The sequence below is a fragment of the Enterococcus sp. DIV0187 genome, from assembly GCF_051713785.1.
GTDB lineage: Bacteria > Bacillota > Bacilli > Lactobacillales > Enterococcaceae > Enterococcus_A > Enterococcus_A avium.
The window spans coordinates 3860095-3878131 of sequence record NZ_JBIOQO010000001.1; the positions used below are offsets into that span (position 1 = coordinate 3860095).

The 18037-nt window shown below is 38.7% G+C and carries 19 protein-coding genes and 1 tRNA gene; 13 read left to right on the forward strand and 7 right to left on the reverse strand.

Features of this window, described 5'->3' with window-relative positions; translation table 11 throughout:
- The first annotated feature begins 11 nt into the window (after nt 1-11).
- The 8 genes from IGI52_RS18800 (at nt 12) to IGI52_RS18835 (ending at nt 9606) form a co-directional block, all read left to right on the forward strand.
- Nucleotides 12-785 carry a hypothetical protein gene (locus IGI52_RS18800; RefSeq protein WP_438782075.1) on the forward strand — a complete coding sequence of 258 codons (774 nt, stop codon included), beginning with the start codon at nt 12-14 and terminating at the stop codon, nt 783-785.
- Nucleotides 785-2383 (forward strand): hypothetical protein, encoded by a 1599-nt coding sequence (locus tag IGI52_RS18805; RefSeq protein ID WP_438782076.1) that lies wholly within the window; start codon nt 785-787, stop codon nt 2381-2383. Before IGI52_RS18800 ends, IGI52_RS18805 begins: the two co-directional genes overlap by 1 nt.
- Nucleotides 2384-2431: 48 nt before the next feature.
- Entirely contained in the window at nt 2432-3166 is a 735-nt protein-coding gene (locus IGI52_RS18810) for a hypothetical protein (RefSeq protein ID WP_438782267.1), read from the forward strand.
- Between the two features lie 27 nt (nt 3167-3193).
- On the forward strand, nt 3194-4297 hold the full coding sequence (locus IGI52_RS18815) for a hypothetical protein (protein ID WP_438782077.1): 1104 nt from the start codon (nt 3194-3196) through the stop codon (nt 4295-4297).
- A gap of 44 nt (nt 4298-4341) precedes the next feature.
- Complete coding sequence (locus IGI52_RS18820; RefSeq protein WP_438782078.1) at nt 4342-5148, forward strand: helix-turn-helix domain-containing protein; 807 nt, start codon at nt 4342-4344, stop codon at nt 5146-5148.
- Between the two features lie 99 nt (nt 5149-5247).
- A complete protein-coding gene (locus tag IGI52_RS18825) occupies nt 5248-6936 on the forward strand; it encodes an immunoglobulin-like domain-containing protein (protein ID WP_438782079.1) in 1689 nt (562 codons plus the stop codon).
- A 167-nt stretch (nt 6937-7103) separates the two neighbouring features.
- Nucleotides 7104-8360 (forward strand): DUF4352 domain-containing protein, encoded by a 1257-nt coding sequence (locus tag IGI52_RS18830; RefSeq protein WP_438782080.1) that lies wholly within the window; start codon nt 7104-7106, stop codon nt 8358-8360.
- Nucleotides 8361-8691: 331 nt separating this feature from the next.
- On the forward strand, nt 8692-9606 hold the full coding sequence (locus tag IGI52_RS18835; RefSeq protein ID WP_438782081.1) for a hypothetical protein: 915 nt from the start codon (nt 8692-8694) through the stop codon (nt 9604-9606).
- A gap of 337 nt (nt 9607-9943) precedes the next feature.
- On the opposite strand, the gene tnpB (IGI52_RS18840) is transcribed toward IGI52_RS18835, so the two are convergent.
- The gene (gene tnpB / locus IGI52_RS18840) at nt 9944-10300 is read right to left on the reverse strand and encodes an IS66 family insertion sequence element accessory protein TnpB (protein ID WP_438782082.1); all 357 of its coding nucleotides are present in this window, start codon (nt 10298-10300) and stop codon (nt 9944-9946) included.
- The gene (locus tag IGI52_RS18845; RefSeq protein WP_438781670.1) at nt 10272-10478 is read right to left on the reverse strand and encodes a hypothetical protein; all 207 of its coding nucleotides are present in this window, start codon (nt 10476-10478) and stop codon (nt 10272-10274) included. Before IGI52_RS18845 ends, tnpB (IGI52_RS18840) begins: the two co-directional genes overlap by 29 nt.
- A 239-nt stretch (nt 10479-10717) precedes the next feature.
- On the opposite strand from IGI52_RS18845, the gene IGI52_RS18850 reads away from it, so the two are divergent.
- Nucleotides 10718-10960, forward strand: a complete 243-nt coding sequence (locus IGI52_RS18850; RefSeq protein ID WP_438782083.1) for a hypothetical protein — start codon at nt 10718-10720, stop codon at nt 10958-10960.
- Between the two features lie 327 nt (nt 10961-11287).
- Here the strand turns inward: IGI52_RS18850 and tnpC are convergent, their stop codons facing one another.
- The 3 genes from tnpC to IGI52_RS18865 form a co-directional block, all read right to left on the reverse strand.
- Nucleotides 11288-12847 carry an IS66 family transposase gene (gene tnpC / locus IGI52_RS18855; RefSeq protein WP_438780295.1) on the reverse strand — a complete coding sequence of 520 codons (1560 nt, stop codon included), beginning with the start codon at nt 12845-12847 and terminating at the stop codon, nt 11288-11290.
- A gap of 99 nt (nt 12848-12946) precedes the next feature.
- Nucleotides 12947-13303, reverse strand: a complete 357-nt coding sequence (gene tnpB / locus IGI52_RS18860) for an IS66 family insertion sequence element accessory protein TnpB (RefSeq protein ID WP_216411126.1) — start codon at nt 13301-13303, stop codon at nt 12947-12949.
- A complete protein-coding gene (locus tag IGI52_RS18865) occupies nt 13275-13481 on the reverse strand; it encodes a hypothetical protein (RefSeq protein ID WP_270791438.1) in 207 nt (68 codons plus the stop codon). The genes tnpB (IGI52_RS18860) and IGI52_RS18865 overlap by 29 nt, the downstream gene beginning before the upstream one ends.
- A gap of 150 nt (nt 13482-13631) precedes the next feature.
- Between IGI52_RS18865 and IGI52_RS18870 the strand changes: the two genes are divergently transcribed.
- From IGI52_RS18870 to IGI52_RS18885, 4 genes are all read left to right on the forward strand, one after another.
- The gene (locus IGI52_RS18870) at nt 13632-14192 is read left to right on the forward strand and encodes a helix-turn-helix domain-containing protein (RefSeq protein WP_438782084.1); all 561 of its coding nucleotides are present in this window, start codon (nt 13632-13634) and stop codon (nt 14190-14192) included.
- Nucleotides 14189-14611, forward strand: a complete 423-nt coding sequence (locus IGI52_RS18875) for a hypothetical protein (RefSeq protein WP_438782085.1) — start codon at nt 14189-14191, stop codon at nt 14609-14611. Before IGI52_RS18870 ends, IGI52_RS18875 begins: the two co-directional genes overlap by 4 nt.
- A gap of 544 nt (nt 14612-15155) precedes the next feature.
- Complete coding sequence (locus IGI52_RS18880; RefSeq protein WP_438782268.1) at nt 15156-15308, forward strand: helix-turn-helix domain-containing protein; 153 nt, start codon at nt 15156-15158, stop codon at nt 15306-15308.
- Between the two features lie 24 nt (nt 15309-15332).
- Nucleotides 15333-16775 carry a site-specific integrase gene (locus tag IGI52_RS18885; RefSeq protein WP_438782086.1) on the forward strand — a complete coding sequence of 481 codons (1443 nt, stop codon included), beginning with the start codon at nt 15333-15335 and terminating at the stop codon, nt 16773-16775.
- A 194-nt stretch (nt 16776-16969) separates the two neighbouring features.
- On the opposite strand, the gene IGI52_RS18890 is transcribed toward IGI52_RS18885, so the two are convergent.
- Together IGI52_RS18890 and IGI52_RS18895 are read right to left on the reverse strand one after the other, a co-directional pair.
- A tRNA-Arg gene (locus IGI52_RS18890) sits at nt 16970-17043 on the reverse strand.
- Between the two features lie 131 nt (nt 17044-17174).
- Nucleotides 17175-18014 (reverse strand): alpha/beta hydrolase, encoded by an 840-nt coding sequence (locus IGI52_RS18895; RefSeq protein ID WP_048719123.1) that lies wholly within the window; start codon nt 18012-18014, stop codon nt 17175-17177.
- Between the last annotated feature and the right edge of the window lie 23 nt (nt 18015-18037).

Below are 18037 nucleotides of genomic sequence, written 5' to 3' on the forward strand. Positions count from 1 at the left end.
GAGAAAAAATGATGGTCATACTAGGAATAGTCAGTGCTGGATTCGTTGGTTTAGCCATTATTTTTGTCCTCCTTCGATTGGTATTGGATTTACGATTTTCAACGATTCAAAAAGAACCCGATCAAACGCCGATGTTTCGCCGAAAGGTCAATCATCTAAGGAGGATCGAACAAGCCCGGCATATCCGTTATTTACTGTTTACGAGTTTGATGATTGGACTTGGATTGATGGTATTTATTGGTTCGTTTCTAGTTTTAACAGATGATTATCAGAAGCAGAAGACACAAAACATGGAGATGAAGGAACGAATTTCTGAATTAGAGAAGCAACAAACCGCACTTATTGCAAGCATTCCTTTGAAGAATTATCCAGAAGAAGGAATTGGGTTAGAAAAATATGATTGGGAGAAACTAGCGGGAGAAACGAAGGATTCCGACTTACAAAAACAAATAGAATCTGCAATTTCTCAAGCGACTGGTCAATATTTTGGTTTTATTGATACGACGGTTTCACTAGCTGAACCAAACGCATTGTCACTTCAGTTAAGCGGTCAGGTGGATGACGAGGCAAGTGAGGAAACGATCCAAAAGAATATGGATGCCTTGGCAAAGGAAGCCGAAGGGATTCCTGAACTAACCGCTATTCATGTTCGGATGCTTACGTCTGTCGGTAAAGAAAAGAAAGTTGTCTATAACGTGAATTATTCTCGTGAGAACAGTGAGGATGAATTTAATAAGAAAAACGTTTCTGAGCAGAAACTAAAGAATGATGGTGGGAAGGGTTAATGGCAGAAAACAAAAAAAAGAGAAAATGGCTATCAACACAAGCCTTGAAAGAGTTCATCAACGATATCACTGAAGAAGAATTAAATGCGGAGGAACTATACAATGGAACAGATCGTATTCCTGATCCCTTATCTATGGGAGAAGAAATAGATGATTCTGAAACGGAACTTGACACATTGATACAGGAACAAGAACTCTTCGCTGAACAAGCATCCACAAGTCAAAAGTTAGAAATGCAGTCAGAAACGGCTTCTTCTGATCAACGTCCCTCTGAACTAAAACAAATTTATGACGAATTGGTTGTATTAAAAAAGAACGCGGAAGTTCGGATTCATGAATTGGAACTGGAAAATGATGAGTTGAAAGAAAAATTAGACTTTAAACGTATCCACGACGATGATGAGTTAGTAGAACGAGACGAGGAATGGCAAGCGAAGGTTGCCGCGATCGAAGAAGAAAAGAACGAAAAAGAAGCAGCGATCGCACGGCTCCAACAGGAGCTAAAAGAAAAACAGAAAGAACTAACGGATACAGCTGAGCGAATCAAAAAAGAAGCTTTGGAAAGAGAAGCTTCAGTAGTTGATTTGAAAGAATTGACGCGACAGCTGAAGGACTATCAAAAAAAATACCAAGAAGCACAGGAAGAAAATAAAACAAATGAAAAAAAGCTAGTACAGATTACCACAGAACATGACGAAGAAAGAGGGCGGTTGGAGCAGCTAAAAAAGCAATACAGCGAATTGGAACAAAATTATCAACAGTTACATACTCTCCATCAGAAAAATGAAGCCAAAATGGTGGAGCTTCAAGCAGAGAACGATGTGCTAGACGAATTGCTTGAAGAAAAAGAACAAGAAATCGAAGCAGAACTAACACAACTAAAAAAAGAGAACGCAAAGCACAAACAAACGATTCAACAATTAAAAGAGCAGGTCGCTCAAAAGCTTAAAAACGCATTGGAGGAATCACACATGGCTATTGATGAACAAGGGCAAGTACCAGAAGAACAGGAACAAAAAGAAACAAATGAAGACATGAAGCAGCTTGAAGCTGAGAAGGAAGCCCTTAACAGTGCCTTGTTCGATGCGCATGAAGAAATCGCAAATCTGGAAGAAAAAGCGAGCAATCTAGAACAGCTGGAAGCTGAAAAGGAACGCTTAGCTACTCGATTGGCGGATGCACAAATCGAGTTAAGCAGATTAAAGGAACAAAAGGCCCACGAAGAAAGCCTTGAACTGATCCAAGCGAAGAAACAAGTCGATGAATTGATCGAGAAAAACGAACGTCTGAAAAAAGAAGTCGTTCAGTCCCAACAAGAGATTGGCGAAGTCCTAATCTCAGCGAAAAAACAAGCGAATCGAACGATCGAAGAAGCGCAAACCGAGGCGAAACAACTGATCAGTTCTGCGGAATTGGAATTAGAAAACATCAGTAACCGAGCGAGAAAAATCTTGATCGAAGTCTCTGAGTCACGAAAAAATGTGTTATCGATCTATGATGACTTGGAATTTAAAGTCGAGGCCCTCTCGAACGGAACACTGTTAAAAGAGATAAAGAAGCAAAAGCAGGATCAGAAACGATCTGATTATTTTGAGTAAGGGCGAAACTAAACATGGTACGGAAAAGGAGATAAAAATATTTTGATCATGAATTGGATTAGCGTGGGGCTGGTCATTTTAATACTCATTGTTTGGTTTCGGCGCATGATCATTAAGGTGCAATTACAACGTCTTAATGTCCCACCGAATGCACCGCGGTCATTTCAACGAAAGCTAGAACATGTCAAACAAGCAGAACAAACAAAACATGTTTCTGCGTTGCTCTATTTGACCATTTTTTTGGCAATGGGACTCCTGTTGACGACGTATGGTCTCTTTAAGGTGGAAGATCAGTTGCATACGATGTCAGAGCGAAGCAATCAGTTAAAAGATGAGCTGTATACACTGAAAAAAGAACAGAAACAAATCATTACCAAATTACCAATAAAAGCATACCCCAAAAAAGGCATTGGGTTGAAGGACTATGCGTGGGAGGAATTATTTTCAGAGGAAAAACGTGAGAAACAATATGAAATCGAGAGTGATTTATCCACAAAAGTCAGCCCCTACTTTGGACTATCAACTACGTTGATCGTGTTGGATATCCCAACGCAGACATTGAATATTGCGTTGGCGGGGGATTCCGGCAGTGAAGACAATCGCCAACAGATCAAGGATAATGTCAAAGCCTTTGCGAAAGAAGCGAAGGAGGTCTCAAAACTCACCCAGATCACGTTCCAAATGAATCTAATGAACGATAAAAACAAGAAGAAGACCTACAGCTGTACATTTTCACGAGAAAAAGCCGATGAAGACTTTTCATTGATCCAAGAAGACGAGTAAACGAAATGAAAGAAGAGAGGACACACTATGACTGCACAACAAAAGAAAAATGGTTGGTTTTTCAATAAAAATATCATTGACGAAATTAATTCTGTTCCAGAAGAAGAACTGCTATTTGAAGAAGAAACGAATATCCTGCCAGAAAAGCATACAAAAAAGCAACTTGACGAGATTGCAGAATTGAAACGTCTAATCGCTGAAAAAGACGAGCAGCTTGAACAAGTAAAGCGAGACACGGCCTTAGAAAAGCAGCGCCTAACAAAAGAAAATGAGAAATACAAACAAGCACTTCTACGAACCGGCGAAGAAAAAGCGGAGAACCGTCGTCAGATCCAAGACCTAGAGACAGAGGTTCGCCGAAACCGCCAAGAGATCCAACGGTTGCAAGACAATAAAGAAACTGCCTACTTGAAAGAACAGCTGGATCAAGCTGAAGAAGAGGTCAATACCTTGAAGTCCTCATTAGAACAGTATCAGTCGGTAGAAGCCGAGCTGGAAGAAGCCAAGAAACAGCTTCATGAGTTCGCTATGAACCAACAAGACGGTGAACGTCGTTACCAAGAAGCGGTTCAGCAAATCGAGGATCAAATGACTAGTTTGTCGAATGACCTGACCCAAAAAGAAGAATTGGTGGCTCAGTTGGATCAATTGATTATAGATAAGGACCAACAGATTCTGGAAAAAGAAGAGCTGGTTCAGCAATTGATCGAAGATCAAAAGCAACAAGAAGCCGTAATTGAAAGTGAACAGATCGCGAGCTTACATCATCAAATTAACGAATTGAAAACCGAAAATGAGCAGTTGAAGCAAGAAGCGATCCATTCCCAACATGAAATCGGAGAAGTTTTAATCTCTGCTCGCCGTCAAGCGAACCGAATGGTGGAGAAGGCTAAAATGGATGCCCAACGGATCGTCAAAGATTCTGAAGCGGAATTACAAACGATCCATGATCGGGCCAAAGAAATCTCTTGTGAAGTCGACGAATCCCGCCAAACAATCATGAGCATTTATGAAGAAATGAAGACCCGTGTGGATCAATTGGCTCAAAGTGACGTACCGGACTTAGAGGAAATCAAAGAACGTTACGAATATCCAAAAGTCTCTGTGATCTCACGAAAAGAATATAAGTAAGTGAATTAATAGCATCAGGATTAACTAAAAAAGGGGAGATTATTATGAATCAAGTCTTGATTCTGACTAGAAATGTTTTGGCTGAACAAGAGATTCAACAGAAGTTACAGTCACTGAATTATGAGGTTTATTGTTCCTCAAGAGTTTTTAAAAACTGTAGGCAACAATTAGAAACAAGAGAGTTTTTCAAACTCTTCCAGTATGTCATATTAAGTGAAACAGTTTGTGAGAGTGAGGTAACAGAACTTATTCCGTTTTTGAAGAATTATTCTGTTCGAATTATCCGCAAAGTCGAAACCAATGTGACAGAAGTGGATCAGAGATACTTAGAGATTGAACAGTTGAATGCGATTATATCATCCACGGATTCTATTGATGAATTACGTGAATGCTTGTATAACCTGAGGGAAAAGGATGCCCGAACGGAAGCTACGCAACAAACCAGCAATGTTGTTCAATTATCAGGCAAGGTTTCGCCAATTGGTTCGAATTATCTTCAAAATTCAGGTAACCATATAGGTAAAGATAACGAAATGAATTACGGAATTATGGAGACGTTGCATCGATTATCACAAACGGAATCAAAAATTTTATCCATTCTAATTGAAGCAGGGAATCAAGTTGTTACACGAGAAGAAATCTGCCATAAAGTTTGGAACGAAGAAGTAACTAAATCCCATTTAGCGTCTCTTTCCAGTACAGTAACACGAATTAAAATGAAATTCGAACAAGCGAATGTAGAGAAAGTTGCGGTTCAAACTTTATGGGGAAGAGGCTATAGAATTAATACAAATTTATTAAATTATATTCAAAAGGAAGAGCATTTAAAAAGTATTGTCTCACATGGGTGAGGAAGCAACTCAGCAGAATTTTTGAGAGAGTTTTCAATATAAGGTCTTATCCTCTTTTAGAGGTTAGATAAAACAATAAAGGAATAAAAGGAGAGAAAAATGAAAAAGAAATATTTGGCATCACTAACGATAGCATCGGTGTTATTACCCGCATTTCTTGCGACTCAAGGCGTGGTTGCGGCAGAGACTGAGGTTCACTCGCAAGAAATGACGCAAGCGACGGAGGTACCTGCACCGACGATTCCCGCAGTTGAAGTACCGGTGACACCGCCAGTTGCAGAAGCGACACCTGCACCAGAGGTAGCAACACCCGCTCCAGAAGTAGCACCGCCAGTGCAGGAATCACCTCAAGCTGCTACACCAGTACAGGAAAAACCTGCAGTAATAGAAACGCCTCAGGAAAAAATGGTTCCAGAGAAACCGGATGAAGTGAAACCACTAGACGTGAATCCATTTCCGCCAAATGTACCAACCGATTCAGCACCAGCGATTAATATTATCCCAGTCCAATCCATTACTAAAGGAACAGCATTTGATCCAATGGCAGGTGTGAGTGCGACGGATCAAACGGATGGTGATATTACCTCGAAAGTAACGTACACAGGTACTATTGATGTGAATACTGTAGGTTCTTACTTACTTACGTACTCTGTAACAAATTCTAAAGGACAGACGGCTACACAGTCAGCGATTATTAACGTAGTTGAAAGTAACGTGGGGATGTACAGCATTGAATTAGCAGATTTTAGTTTACCTAAGGGTGCGGATTATGTGCAAGCGATTCGTGATCGTATCGTGGTGAAAGACGTGGATGGGACAGTTCTTCCTATTGACCCGTTAAATATTGTTGTCTCTGGTCACCATTCTACAGATGAAGTAGGGACAATTGCGGTTGAAGTAGCTGTTCTTTCAAGCTATAACACCGTTACAAAAACAATTGTCAATATTACAATTGTAGATAACAGTGCCGTAAGAATCGATGCGACAGATGTCACTATAAATGTAGGGGATGCTTTTGATCCGTACAGCTATGCCAAAGGGTATGAGACAGATGTTAATGGTCAAGAGACTGCGTTAGGTCAAGCTGCAGATGCTTCAAGTACGGGACTTTTTGTAGTATCAAATACTGTTGATACAACGAAAGCCGGAACGTATCAAGTGACCTATCAGGTAAGAAGTTCTGCGGGGACTGTAGAGACCAAGACAATCACTGTGACTGTCAGTGACAATGTTAGCGATCGTTTACCAGTCATTCTTGTGGAAGACAAAGTCATGTATGTCGGCGATAAATTGACCGCAGAAATGATTTTAGCTTGGGCATCTACAGAAAATCCAAATGATTTTATTACAGGATTTGAAGTGTTAAACGGCAAGATCAAAGTTAAATTTATTGATGATACCTTAGTAGAACCAGGTGTCCATGAGATTAAGTTTTCTGCGGAAACTGTGGAAGGAAAGACTGCTGAAAAAACGATGACGCTAACGGTTAAGGCAAAAGAAGTACCTGTAGACGGAAATACTTCTGATACACCATCAGAAACACCTACAGATGAACCAACTAAAGACATCGCATCAGATCAGGCCAAAGCAGAAGGAAAGGATACTGTTAAGAAATTGGCAACGACAAAAGCGGAACAAAAAGGATCCGTAAAAGTAGCCTCGGCAAAAGAAACATTACCAAAAACGGGTGAGTCTTCAAGCAATGTATTTTTGACATTACTTGGATTAGTAATGAGTACAGGAGTGGCTGCATTTTTATTCAACCGAAAACGTTTGAATAAAATGTAAAAGTTAAGAAGTCTGTTATACACGTTTATCATACGACCACTAGTCCGATTGCTCGATTGCAGTTAGGCTAGTGGTGTTAATTTTTCTTATCCATTTTTGAGAATATTGTAAACGAGTATAAAAAGGTGAAGCCGAAAATGAATAAATGTATAGAAAGAAGGAAAAAAATGAACAAAAAGGTAGTGGTTTCTCTAGCAACACTTACGTTATTAGGCATTAGTGGTTGTAGTTATAATCAAGGGCCGAATGGTTCGGACTCTAGTGAGCCAAAGCTTTCTTCTAGCACCTCAGAGGTTAAAAAAAGTACTTCTACGACAAGCACCAGTGAAAGAGAAACGACAAATTCTTCTAAAGAAACAGATTGTAATGACGCACAAAAAAAGATAAAAGAAACGACTGAAGCGGAAAAAATGGCGACGCTTTTTGAAAATAATGAGCCGATTGTTCATGGTAACGATCAGGTCAGCTTTACGATAAATGCTTATCAATATATTAAACTAGAAAATGTCTCACGTAATTTTCGTACTATTTTCGGTGATCAGATGAAAGAAGGTGGCGTGTTACTCGTTTCCACTACTTACAAAAATACCAGCGATAAAAGTGTCTATACGGGTCCTAGTTTCTCAATGGGTGTTGTCGGTTATGACTCTGCGATTAGCCGAAATGAAAGTCTTTTAGGAGAAGATTTAGTCAGTGACTTACTTGATAGGGAAAATGAAATCAAACCGAACGAAGAGCTTTCAGGTTATGTCGCTTTAGCAATTAAACCGGCTGCAATGGAGAAAATTTCTGAATCCGGGATAGCAGAATTTGAGTTTCCAGGGATTTATAGCAAGCCTGATAGTTTTAGTAAATCAGATGCCCTTGTTGAACCGAAAAAAGAAACGATTGCTTTGTCTGATGAAGGGAATGGCAGTAAGACTGACAGTTCTAAGTTTTATGAAGACAAGGTAACAAAAGAGAATATGGGTACAAAAACAATGCTTCTTGAAAAAGAATTGAGTAAAGCAGAAACGTTTGAAGATGTGACCGTTACCGCAGAGGGGTACCAAATTACTTCATTTGAACCTAATGAGGAAGAAGCGTCAAGATTTAGCAAATTTGACTCTGGTGTCGTTTTAGTAACAGTGAAGCTTACTATGAAAAATGATGGAGCCGAAGCCTTGAATGTGGATAGCACGTCGGCAACTCTAAAAATCGGTGATAAAGTCAAAATGATGAGTGAGAATATGTTGCAGCTTAAGGATGGGGCAGCAGATGTCGGAAAAGGAAACAGTGCAACGAAATATATCGTTTTTGCATTAGATAAAGAATCCTATGAAACCCTTTATAAGGATCAACCATACGAATTAGATGTCAATCTTTATAATACTAATTTTGAACGCATCACCAAGCTTAGTGATGTTCTATTTGAACTTTCGTAAAAGCAGATGGAAAGGAATGTATGTGTTGCTCAAAATTTATTATTATAAGGAGCTCTTTCTTTTGTTCAATAATTAGTATCAAAATCTGTGGAATTTAACTTCAGATAATAGATCGAAATTATATATTGATAAAACTATACGAACTCTTGAGGCACTTCGTTGTTCGGTCTATTTGTTTTTGAACGCAATCTAATGTTTGCTTGAGTGTATTTGTGTCGCATTGTTTTTTGATGTTTATTTTAAAATTATCTTTTTTTATTTCATTATGAATATTATTGTGTTATGAGATAGTAAATAAGAAACAAAATTTATAAACAATAGGAGGAATTGGATGAAAAGTGTTGTATTTAAAAGAGGAGTATTAGCAGGGGCTGCTTTCCTGTTGGTTATGGGGGTAGCTGGTTGTTCAACAAATGATGGAACGAGTTCTTCAACAAATAGTTCAAGTAAGGTCAAAGAAACGACGGAGTCATCGGTTAAGAAAGTAACAAGTCAAGATATAATTGATGAGTTAGAACTAAAAAAAGTTGATGAGAATGCGGATACGAAAACTAAGAATGAGGTTTTAGTCGAAAATAAAGAAAAAATTGAGGCTGCCGGCTATCTAGTCATAAATGCAAATATGATTTTTATACAAAAATATGAGAGCGCAAAAGCAAGCTTAGTGGCAAGAAATTTGAAAGTAAAAGGGGTCAAAAGTGAACCAACTAGTGATTCTGATAGTGCAGGGAAAATTATTTCCACCGATTATCCGGATGCAATAAAATTCACTTCTGGTTATATTGGACCAGCAATCAAGGTAATGACTGAAGGCGATAAAGTCATACTAAACTATTATGAAGGAACTACAACGAGCAGTTCTGAAAAGACTGAAAAGACTGAAAAGACTTCTGAAAAGCAGACTAAAAATGACGATGTCATAAGTGAATTAGGCTTAGAGAAAACGGAAGATTATAGTTCTGCGGTATATGTAAAAAATAGAGAAAAGCTGGAAAATGCCGGCTATCTTGTCATTAGCAATAATGATGTTTTTAATTCAAACTATGACAGTGTTAAGGAGAATTTGGAAGAACTAGGATTGAAAGTCACAGGTAATGAGGGGAAAAGTGCAGAAGGCGATAAGACGGCTGGAAACATTTATGAAACCAACTATCCTAATGCAATTAAGCTAAGCTCAAAGTATCTCGGATCGGCATTAAGAGTTCTGTCTGAAGGCGATAAAGTTATTGTAACTTACTATAAATAAAATAGCAGTTCTGGATAAACTTAGGCGAGTTGTTGCTTCACAGTTTTCATTTTCCAAAAATGAGACTAAGAGGTGAATGAGCGCCATATATCAAGGTGCATTTATAAAAGCTTAGTGATAGTTTAATTGAGCTTTCGTAAGTATCGAAACAAGGTGTTTATAGTAAAAAGTGATTATTAGTTATTTCTTATGCGGCGGAGGTGACGGTTTTTGTGAATTCATTCAAGCTGAATGGAAAGGTGCCAAATTCCGATACCTAAACCTTCGTTGGTCGTTTCCAATCGACCATCCGTCAAAAAAGTAGTAGAAACCGCATAAAATCAACGTTTTCTACTACTTAATAGAAGGCACCCTTGGTGCTTGAATGAATGGTTTTCTTCTCTTCGATTGAAAACCTAGTAAGCAATCGTTTCAATTGCCGACCATCCAATTGCTTGATTTCGGAAGAATGCTTCGGCCATTGAAGACGACCATTTTCAAAGCGTTTATACAAAAGTATGAAGCCATCCCCTTCCCAATAAAGAGCCTTAAATCGATCTGGTCTTGACCCGCAAAAGAGAAAGAGTGCATTGTCAAAAACATCCAGTTGGTATGTCTCCATGACATAAGCTGCGAGACCATCAATCCCTTTTCGCAAATCCGTTTTCCCACAAACCAAAAAGATATTAGGTACGCGAGTGAAGTCGAGAAGCATGGATGCTCAGCTCCTTCATGATCGTGGCCAAAATATATTTGTCCGTCCCATTATAAATATAGGCTTCTGCTTGGCCTAATTTGACTCGTGCAGCGAGTTTGGATTTCGCTGGAGCAGTGGGTGTCATAGACGGATTTCGATCCACAATCTGAATAGGAACAATTTCTTTTTTCTCCATATAAATGAACCTCCTGTCGTTGATATAGTTAGTTTAACAATCATCACAGGAGGAAGCGAGACACTTTGTTATATGACGCTTACTTATGAATCGCGCTCGCTCATCTAATGGTTGACAAGGAAAGTAAGCGCTGAACCGGTTTCGGCGCTTACTATACGACACCAGAGACCCAAGCCATTTATCAGCAACAATTGGTACAATGCACAGATTTGGAGAAACTACAGGAACTGCTTCAAGTAATGGAACGGGGGGAGCGACAACTTTATGAGATACAAAAAGCACAGTTTCAGACGTTAGAAACATACATTTGGAAGGTCAATGCACTCGATTATTTGCCTAAGGCAGAAAAAGTAAAGTGGGTAGAACAACTTATCGCCTGTGATTTTGAAGAGGAGATGGCAGCTACATATGCAAAAGCTGTCGAAGCAGATAAGGCAAGCAAAAACGGCCAAGCAGGAGGGTGGACAGTTTTAACTAAGTAGGTAACTGTGAAAAAGGTTTCTGTATGAACTTAAAAGGTCGCTGAGCTTGCTTGTATTCAGTCAAAGTATTTTAACTGGCGCAAGCTAATGTTAAAACTAGAGTAATAAGAAAAGTAGTAGGAGGAAGAAAGAAAATGATCGAGATAAAACGAGTCACGTATTCTGATTCTCATAGACTATCACATCGAACGATTTCTCATTCCGGTATTTCTCTGATTATTCATCAAAAGCAGCTTCCTAGAGAGTAAGCGTCAGATAGTAAGGTGTATTAAAAGCCCATCAATCCTCCTGTATACTTAAGGATGATTGATGGGCGTGCTTTTTTTATTAATAGTTAGCTTGGCACTTTCTTTGAACTTCCTGATTCCAAGGCAAATAAGCTGCCAGCGCAGGTTTTGTTAAACTTGGCAGGTTGGGGATATTTTCAAATAAATAGATCAGATATTTTCTTGGATCTAAGCCATTTTCTACAGCTGTCCGTAGAATGCTCAGAATGATTCCTGTTGCTTGCGCCCCTTTTTCGCTTTTTGAGAACAACCAGTTTTTTCGACCGATCACCAATTCTTTGATGGCTCGTTCCGCGCGATTGTTCGTGGTTTCTAACCGTCCATCCTCTAAGAAAGTACACAATCCTTCCTTGTACTTTAGCAGATACGCAACGGCTTCTCCCAGTTTTGATCTTGGGAGAACACATAGATTAGATGCCCAAGAAAAGAATTCCTCCACGATGGGTTTGATCCATTGACTGCGCTGTTTTTGACGATCCGTTGGATCTAGATGGCGTAGTTTCTTCTCTTCTTTGAAAAGAAGGTCGCAATAGCGCTCGCCTAATAAGGCGGTGCTATATTTTTTGGGCTGTGAGCCGATCGCTTCATGAAATTTCCGACGAACATGTGCCCAGCAGTAAACATTCTTGATGCCAGCCATTTTTCCATAAGCTGCGTAAGCATCACTATGTAGATAGCCAGTAAAGTGTGTAAGAAAATTCTGAGGGATTTCATGTTTGCGCGATAATTCATGTTGGTAAAGAACAATGGGATAGCTTTCTGCTTTTCCAGAAGTATACAGCCAATAATAGGTCGTGGCTTTTGGAACGTCTAAGACATTGTAGTGCGTCTCATCCGCATGAATGACTTCTTGGTTCTGTAAGGTATCTTTTAATAGTTGATACAGCGGCGACAAGACGTAGTCTGTCGCCAGAAGATGCCAATGTGTAATTTTCTGGCGATCCAATGGAAAGCCAAAGGTTTTCCATTCGTTCTCTTGCCGATAGGCAGGCACTTTCTTGATATATTTTTCAACGATTGTCTGAGCTACCATCGTAGGACTGCCAAAACTATTATTGATCAGAGGTTTTGGTACACGAGCTTTCTTAATTGATGTTGTTCCATTGTCTTTTTCACATGTGCAACACTTGTACGCATGCTGGTGAAATAAATTTTTTTCAATATGAGCAGGAATAAATAGAGGTTCTTCACGGACGACGGTGGAGCCAATTTCAGTCATGTGAGTACCACAGGCATCACAAAGACAGTCTTCGCCCTCCAAATAATAGTGAAGATGGTTTGCGGGTAAGTGGGCAAGCGACAAGGCTTTTTTTCCTTTTGTCTTTTTCCGTCTAAAGCTCTTTACCTCAATCAATTCCTGGCTTTCCTGACCAGTCTGCTCTGGTTCCTTAAAAGGGTCTGTATCAAATAAATTTGTTTGCCCATCGACAGATGGCGTATCTTCTTTTTTTCGTCCATACATCTGACGCTGCATCGCGAATAGCTGTTCTTGAAGGTACTGATTTTGTTCAAGGACGAGTTCAAATTGTTCAGTCATTTCTTGGAGACGCTTCTCCAGTTTCTTGTTATCCAAAAGAAGCTGATTTCCCTTTTTAGTCAATCATTTACACCTCCACGCTTGATATCACCTGTTATTATTATACCATTTCTGACGACAAAAAAGTAGTAGAAATCGCATAAAACCAACGTTTCTACTACTTCAATAGAAGGCACCCTTGGTGCTGGAATGAATGGTTTTCTTCTCTTCGATCGAAAAGCCTATAAGCAGTCGTTTCAATTGCCGAACATCTAATTTCTTCATTTCTGAAGAGTTTTTCGGCCATTGAAGCCGACCATTTTCAAATCGTTTGTACAATAATAAAAAGCCATCACCTTCCCAGTAAAGTGCCTTGAAGCGGTCTGGTTTTGAGCCACAAAACAGAAAGAGCGAGTGATCGAAAACATCGAGTTGATATGTTTCTGTGACAAAGGCCGCAAGTCCATCGATTCCTTTTCGAAGATCGGTTTTCCCACAAACGATAAAGATATTAGGTACGTGAGTGAAGTCGAGAAGCATGGATGCTCAACTCCTTCATGATCGTTGCCAAAATATATTTGTCCGTTCCATTGTAGATGTAAGCTTCAGCTTGTCCCAATTTCACTCGAGCCGCGAGTTTTGATTTCGCTGGAGCAGTTGGCGACATCGGTGGATTTCGATCCACGATCTGAATAGGTACGATCTCTTTTTTCTCCATAGTATGCCTCCTGTAAGTTGATACAGTAAGTTTAACAGTCGGCGAAGGAGAAAACGAGACACCCTACTATGTGACGTTTACCCTAGAGATAGGGAGCCAGCTGTTTCTTTCTATATACGAGCTAGTCAAGGGGATCGACCCAAACGAAGTTTGGATGATCCAGAAATACAAGAACTTATATTGGATTTGACTGATTCCTGTCAGTGTCGTGGAGTGGTGGTGATCCCACTAAAAGCAACGCGAGAAATGCGACAGAAAACGTCTTTGTTATTTACCTACTTCATACAAGAAATTGGAAACTACACGGTAGATGAGGTTATTGCCAAACTAGTAGACCAAATGATTCAAGCAAATGAAGATGTTTTATACCGGAACCATTCTTATGTAACCTTGATACGGTTTATGGAAGAACAGGTGGATAAGCAGCTAACCCGAAAAGATTTTTGTCTGTTGTTACACATGAGTCCAACAGCGTTACAACAGATGTGCCTAAAATATGCGGGGATGTCAGCCATGAGATTATTTGCCAAAGTTAAATATCGTGAAGCAGAGCGGTTATTGATAGAAACGTCGCTTTCAATTAAAGAGATCAGTGAGAAGCTCGGGTTTAAGAATAGTAAACATTTTTCAACCTATTTTAGGAAACAAAAGGGAAAGACACCAAGTCAAGTGAGAAAAGAGAGAGGAGCGAGTATATATGAAAGAAGATGAAAAAAAAACGGATTTATCAGCAAATGACCCTTCTTTTAGACGAGATCGACCGACTGACGACGCTTTATGACTCATGGAAAGAGCGACTGTTGGATGGACCAATGGCTCGGAATGTGAATAAGCGATCTACCCCACGATCAATATATAGTGTAGAAGTTGAAAACCAACACTATTTCGAGAATAAACGAGTGCAACGAAGGAATTATGATTATCAAAAAATTGCTTTATGGATCGCTTCTATATTGAAGGAGAGTGGCCGGCCATTGTCAACAAAGGAAATTTATCAGAGGCTAGCTGAATCAGACTGTACCTTAACTTATGCCAATCTTTCGAGTAATATTTTGAGAAAGCTGCACGAGGACTCTAAAATTAATGTAGAAAAAGTAACTCGTGGTTATTGGCAATACCGATTTCCGTAAGAGAAAGACCGTTCATTCATTTCTTGAAGCATTCAAAAGTTGGATGTTTCAAGAAGTAAGTGATCTTACTTCACCATAGTTAAAATATGGACTATTTGATCCTTGAAAACAGCATATACACTACTAGGTACGTTTATTTTTGGAAGAGCTGTCGTAACCTATCGCCAAGAAGCAGTGACACTGTGGAGCGAGAGAAATAGGTATACGAATCTAATAAGCTACGATTAGATGCGAAGAAAGCCAAAAAGATAATGATACTTCTGTAAAGCTTGCGTAAATAGCAAGAGGTGAGAGACCTATGTGCCTTGAGTAGTAAGGTAGCCTAGTAGAAGAGTAAAACAAATTTAATGAGATATTGGATGGAAATTTTGATCTTTGAACGTTTATATGATGAAAAAAGCTGACTTGATGTGATTTATCTTACTTCATTTTGTTTAAACATCAGTAAATATTGATATAATGATACTGCTACTACAATCTACAAAATGTAATTGGAGGGATAAAGATAGTAAATCAAAACAACGAGACAAAAGAAACGTACTCTATTAATGAGATTGCCCAAATTTTGGACATCAGTAACAAGACAGCGTATTCTTTAGTTCAGGAAAATCTTTTCAGACATGTAAGGATTGGTCGAATTATACGTATTTCAAAAAAATCTTTTGATCAGTGGTTAAACAATTTTGCTGATGTCTAATTGTCTATATGGGAGAGATTTCTAATGGCATCAATCATACCAAGAAATAAAAAATTAGTTGTAGTCTATAGTTATATCAATGAAGAAAAGAAACGTAAACAAAAGTGGGATTCATTCTCTTCAAAGTCAGAAGCAAGCAAAAGAAAAAAGTTTGTAGAATATTATCAGTCAGTGTATGGATCAGTTTTAGTTCCTGATGAAAAAGAATTATCTTTGGGGCCGCTAAGCAGCAATGAAGCTGAGACAAGTGAAAGAATCTCTTTAAGCGAATTCATTGGGATATATGTTGAAATATATGGACAAGCTAATTGGTCAGTCACAACGTATAGAAACAAGAAAGCTTTGATAAACAATTATATTGATCCTTTAATCGGGGCTACAAAACTTGATGAACTTTCTACTAGAAAACTATCGAAGTTCTATAATGAGCTGTTAGATGTTGAAGAAGCTACGGGTAATCGACCTACGAATGGAAAAACGTTGCAGCCTGCAAATATCAAAAAAATTCATGATTTGATTCGTTCTGCGCTTAATCAAGCTATCGCTTGGGAATATTTACCACCTACTGCAACAAATCCAGCGAAAATGGCTGTGTTACCAAAGATTCCTAAATATGAAAGAAAAGTTTGGGAAATCGATACATTCAAACTAGCTATTGAGAAGACTGATGACGATCTCTTAAGATTGTGTATGCATTTGGCTTTTGCTTGTTCTCTCAGAATTGGAGAAATTCTTGGATTAACTTGGAGTGACCTTGTTATTGATGAACAATCAATTGAGGACGGAACTGCGAGACTAACTGTTGAAAAGCAACTTTCGAGAGTATCAAAAAATGCAATTGAGCAATTGCGTGAAAAAGATATTATCAAAGTGTTCCCCTCTAATAAGAAAAATAAAACCAGTTTAGTTCTAATGACACCTAAAACTGATTCAAGTCGTAGAACTGTTTGGTTACCTAGAACGGTTGCAAAAATGTTAGTTCAACACAGAGAAAAGCAAAATTCAATGAAGAAATTTTTTGGATCGGAATATAATAATCATAAGTTAGTCATTTCTCATGAAGATGGTAGTCCGGTTGAAAACAAGATAATTGGAAAACGGCTTAGAAAGCTCTGTACAAAGTTTGATTTACCAAAGGTAGAATTCCATAGTCTGCGTCATTTAAGCACGAATTACAAGCTTAAAATGACAAATGGCGATATAAAGAGTGTGCAAGGCGACACAGGACATTCAAAGGCTGATATGGTTACAGAAGTTTATACTCATATCATTGATGAGGATCGCAGACACAATGCAGAAAAATTGAATCAGTCTTTTTATGAAAGTGATCCTATTAAGAAAAATGAACTCGATCAAAATTTAAAAATAATGAGTTTCATTCAATCTTTGCCTGATGACGTTAAAGAAAAATTGTTGTCTTTGGATGGCGAAGTCAGTAAAGTGGATTTAGAAGGATTAAAAGTATAGGTGCTTGCAAAAAAGAGTGTTAGCAAAAGTGTTAGCAGAAACGAGGTTTTTTGATGATTTTTCGAGAAAATAAAAAATCTGTTAGCAGATGTCGGAGTCAACTAACAGATCATTTTGAGCAAAGTGTTAGCAAGAATAACTTCTCGCTAACGACTCGATAAATTGTTAAAACGTTGATACATCAACGCTTAGAACGTTCCAGGAGGGATTCGAACCCCCGACCGCTCGCTTAGAAGGCGAGTGCTCTATCCAGCTGAGCTACTAGAACAATGGTAATTTAGGCGCATGGTCAGTCGCCCGCTTAGAAGGCGGATGCTCTATCCAGCTGAGCTACTGTGACAGTAGTTTTGCAACAAGAACTATTATAGAAAAACTACCTTTGCTTGTCAACCTAATTCGTTATTTTACTGATTCGAAAAGATATTCCTTGATCAGTTTCAATGTTTTAGGATTTTCGATGAGTGATCCGTGATCTGCTTGTTCCTCGACAATTATTTCCTTATATTTTTCACTATTTCCATAAATCAGACGGCCAGCCAAGACGCTCGTTAGCGGCACAGTGGTGTCCGTGTTCTGATGATCAACGTTACCGGCAATATTATAAACGGTGATGTTTTTAGGAATATTCTTTTTGTTTTTCAAATAATAATTCAGTAATTCACTTTTGGCCTTTGGTTTGGTGAATGAGTTGCTGTTGTCATTGTATTCCCAAGAGGTATCATTATAAGGTGTACCTAGTGTAATCAAATGATAGAGGGCAGGATCATCGCTTTTTTGTTCATTCTCCAAATAACCGGTAATGATCAATCCGCCGTTTGAATAGCCTAAGTAATCATAAGTGTTAAACGTATATTTTTTTTCGGCATACGCTAAAGCCTGTTGAAACCAACGAGATTGTTTCGGTAATGAGGGATCTGAACCATCTTCAAAGGCGACGGCGATAATGGGCCGTTTTGTCTCTTTCGTAAAATGGCCTGAAGAGGTGATAGAATCATCTTTATTTACCGTAATTTTTACTTCCTCCACACCTTTTTCCGTTTGTTTTAATGAATCAACCAAACTATCGAAGCGATCAACATCCCCATTGGTTCCCGGAACCATAATCACTGGTGCTGGAATCGCTAAAGAGGTGTCCCCATTCTTTATTGCGTGTACATGATCTTTTGCTTCGAAAAGGAGTATTCCGAGGATGCATACGACTAAAATTGCTAGGATGCTCCCGATTTTTTTGTTTTTCATAGGCAATTCCTCCATTTCAGTTT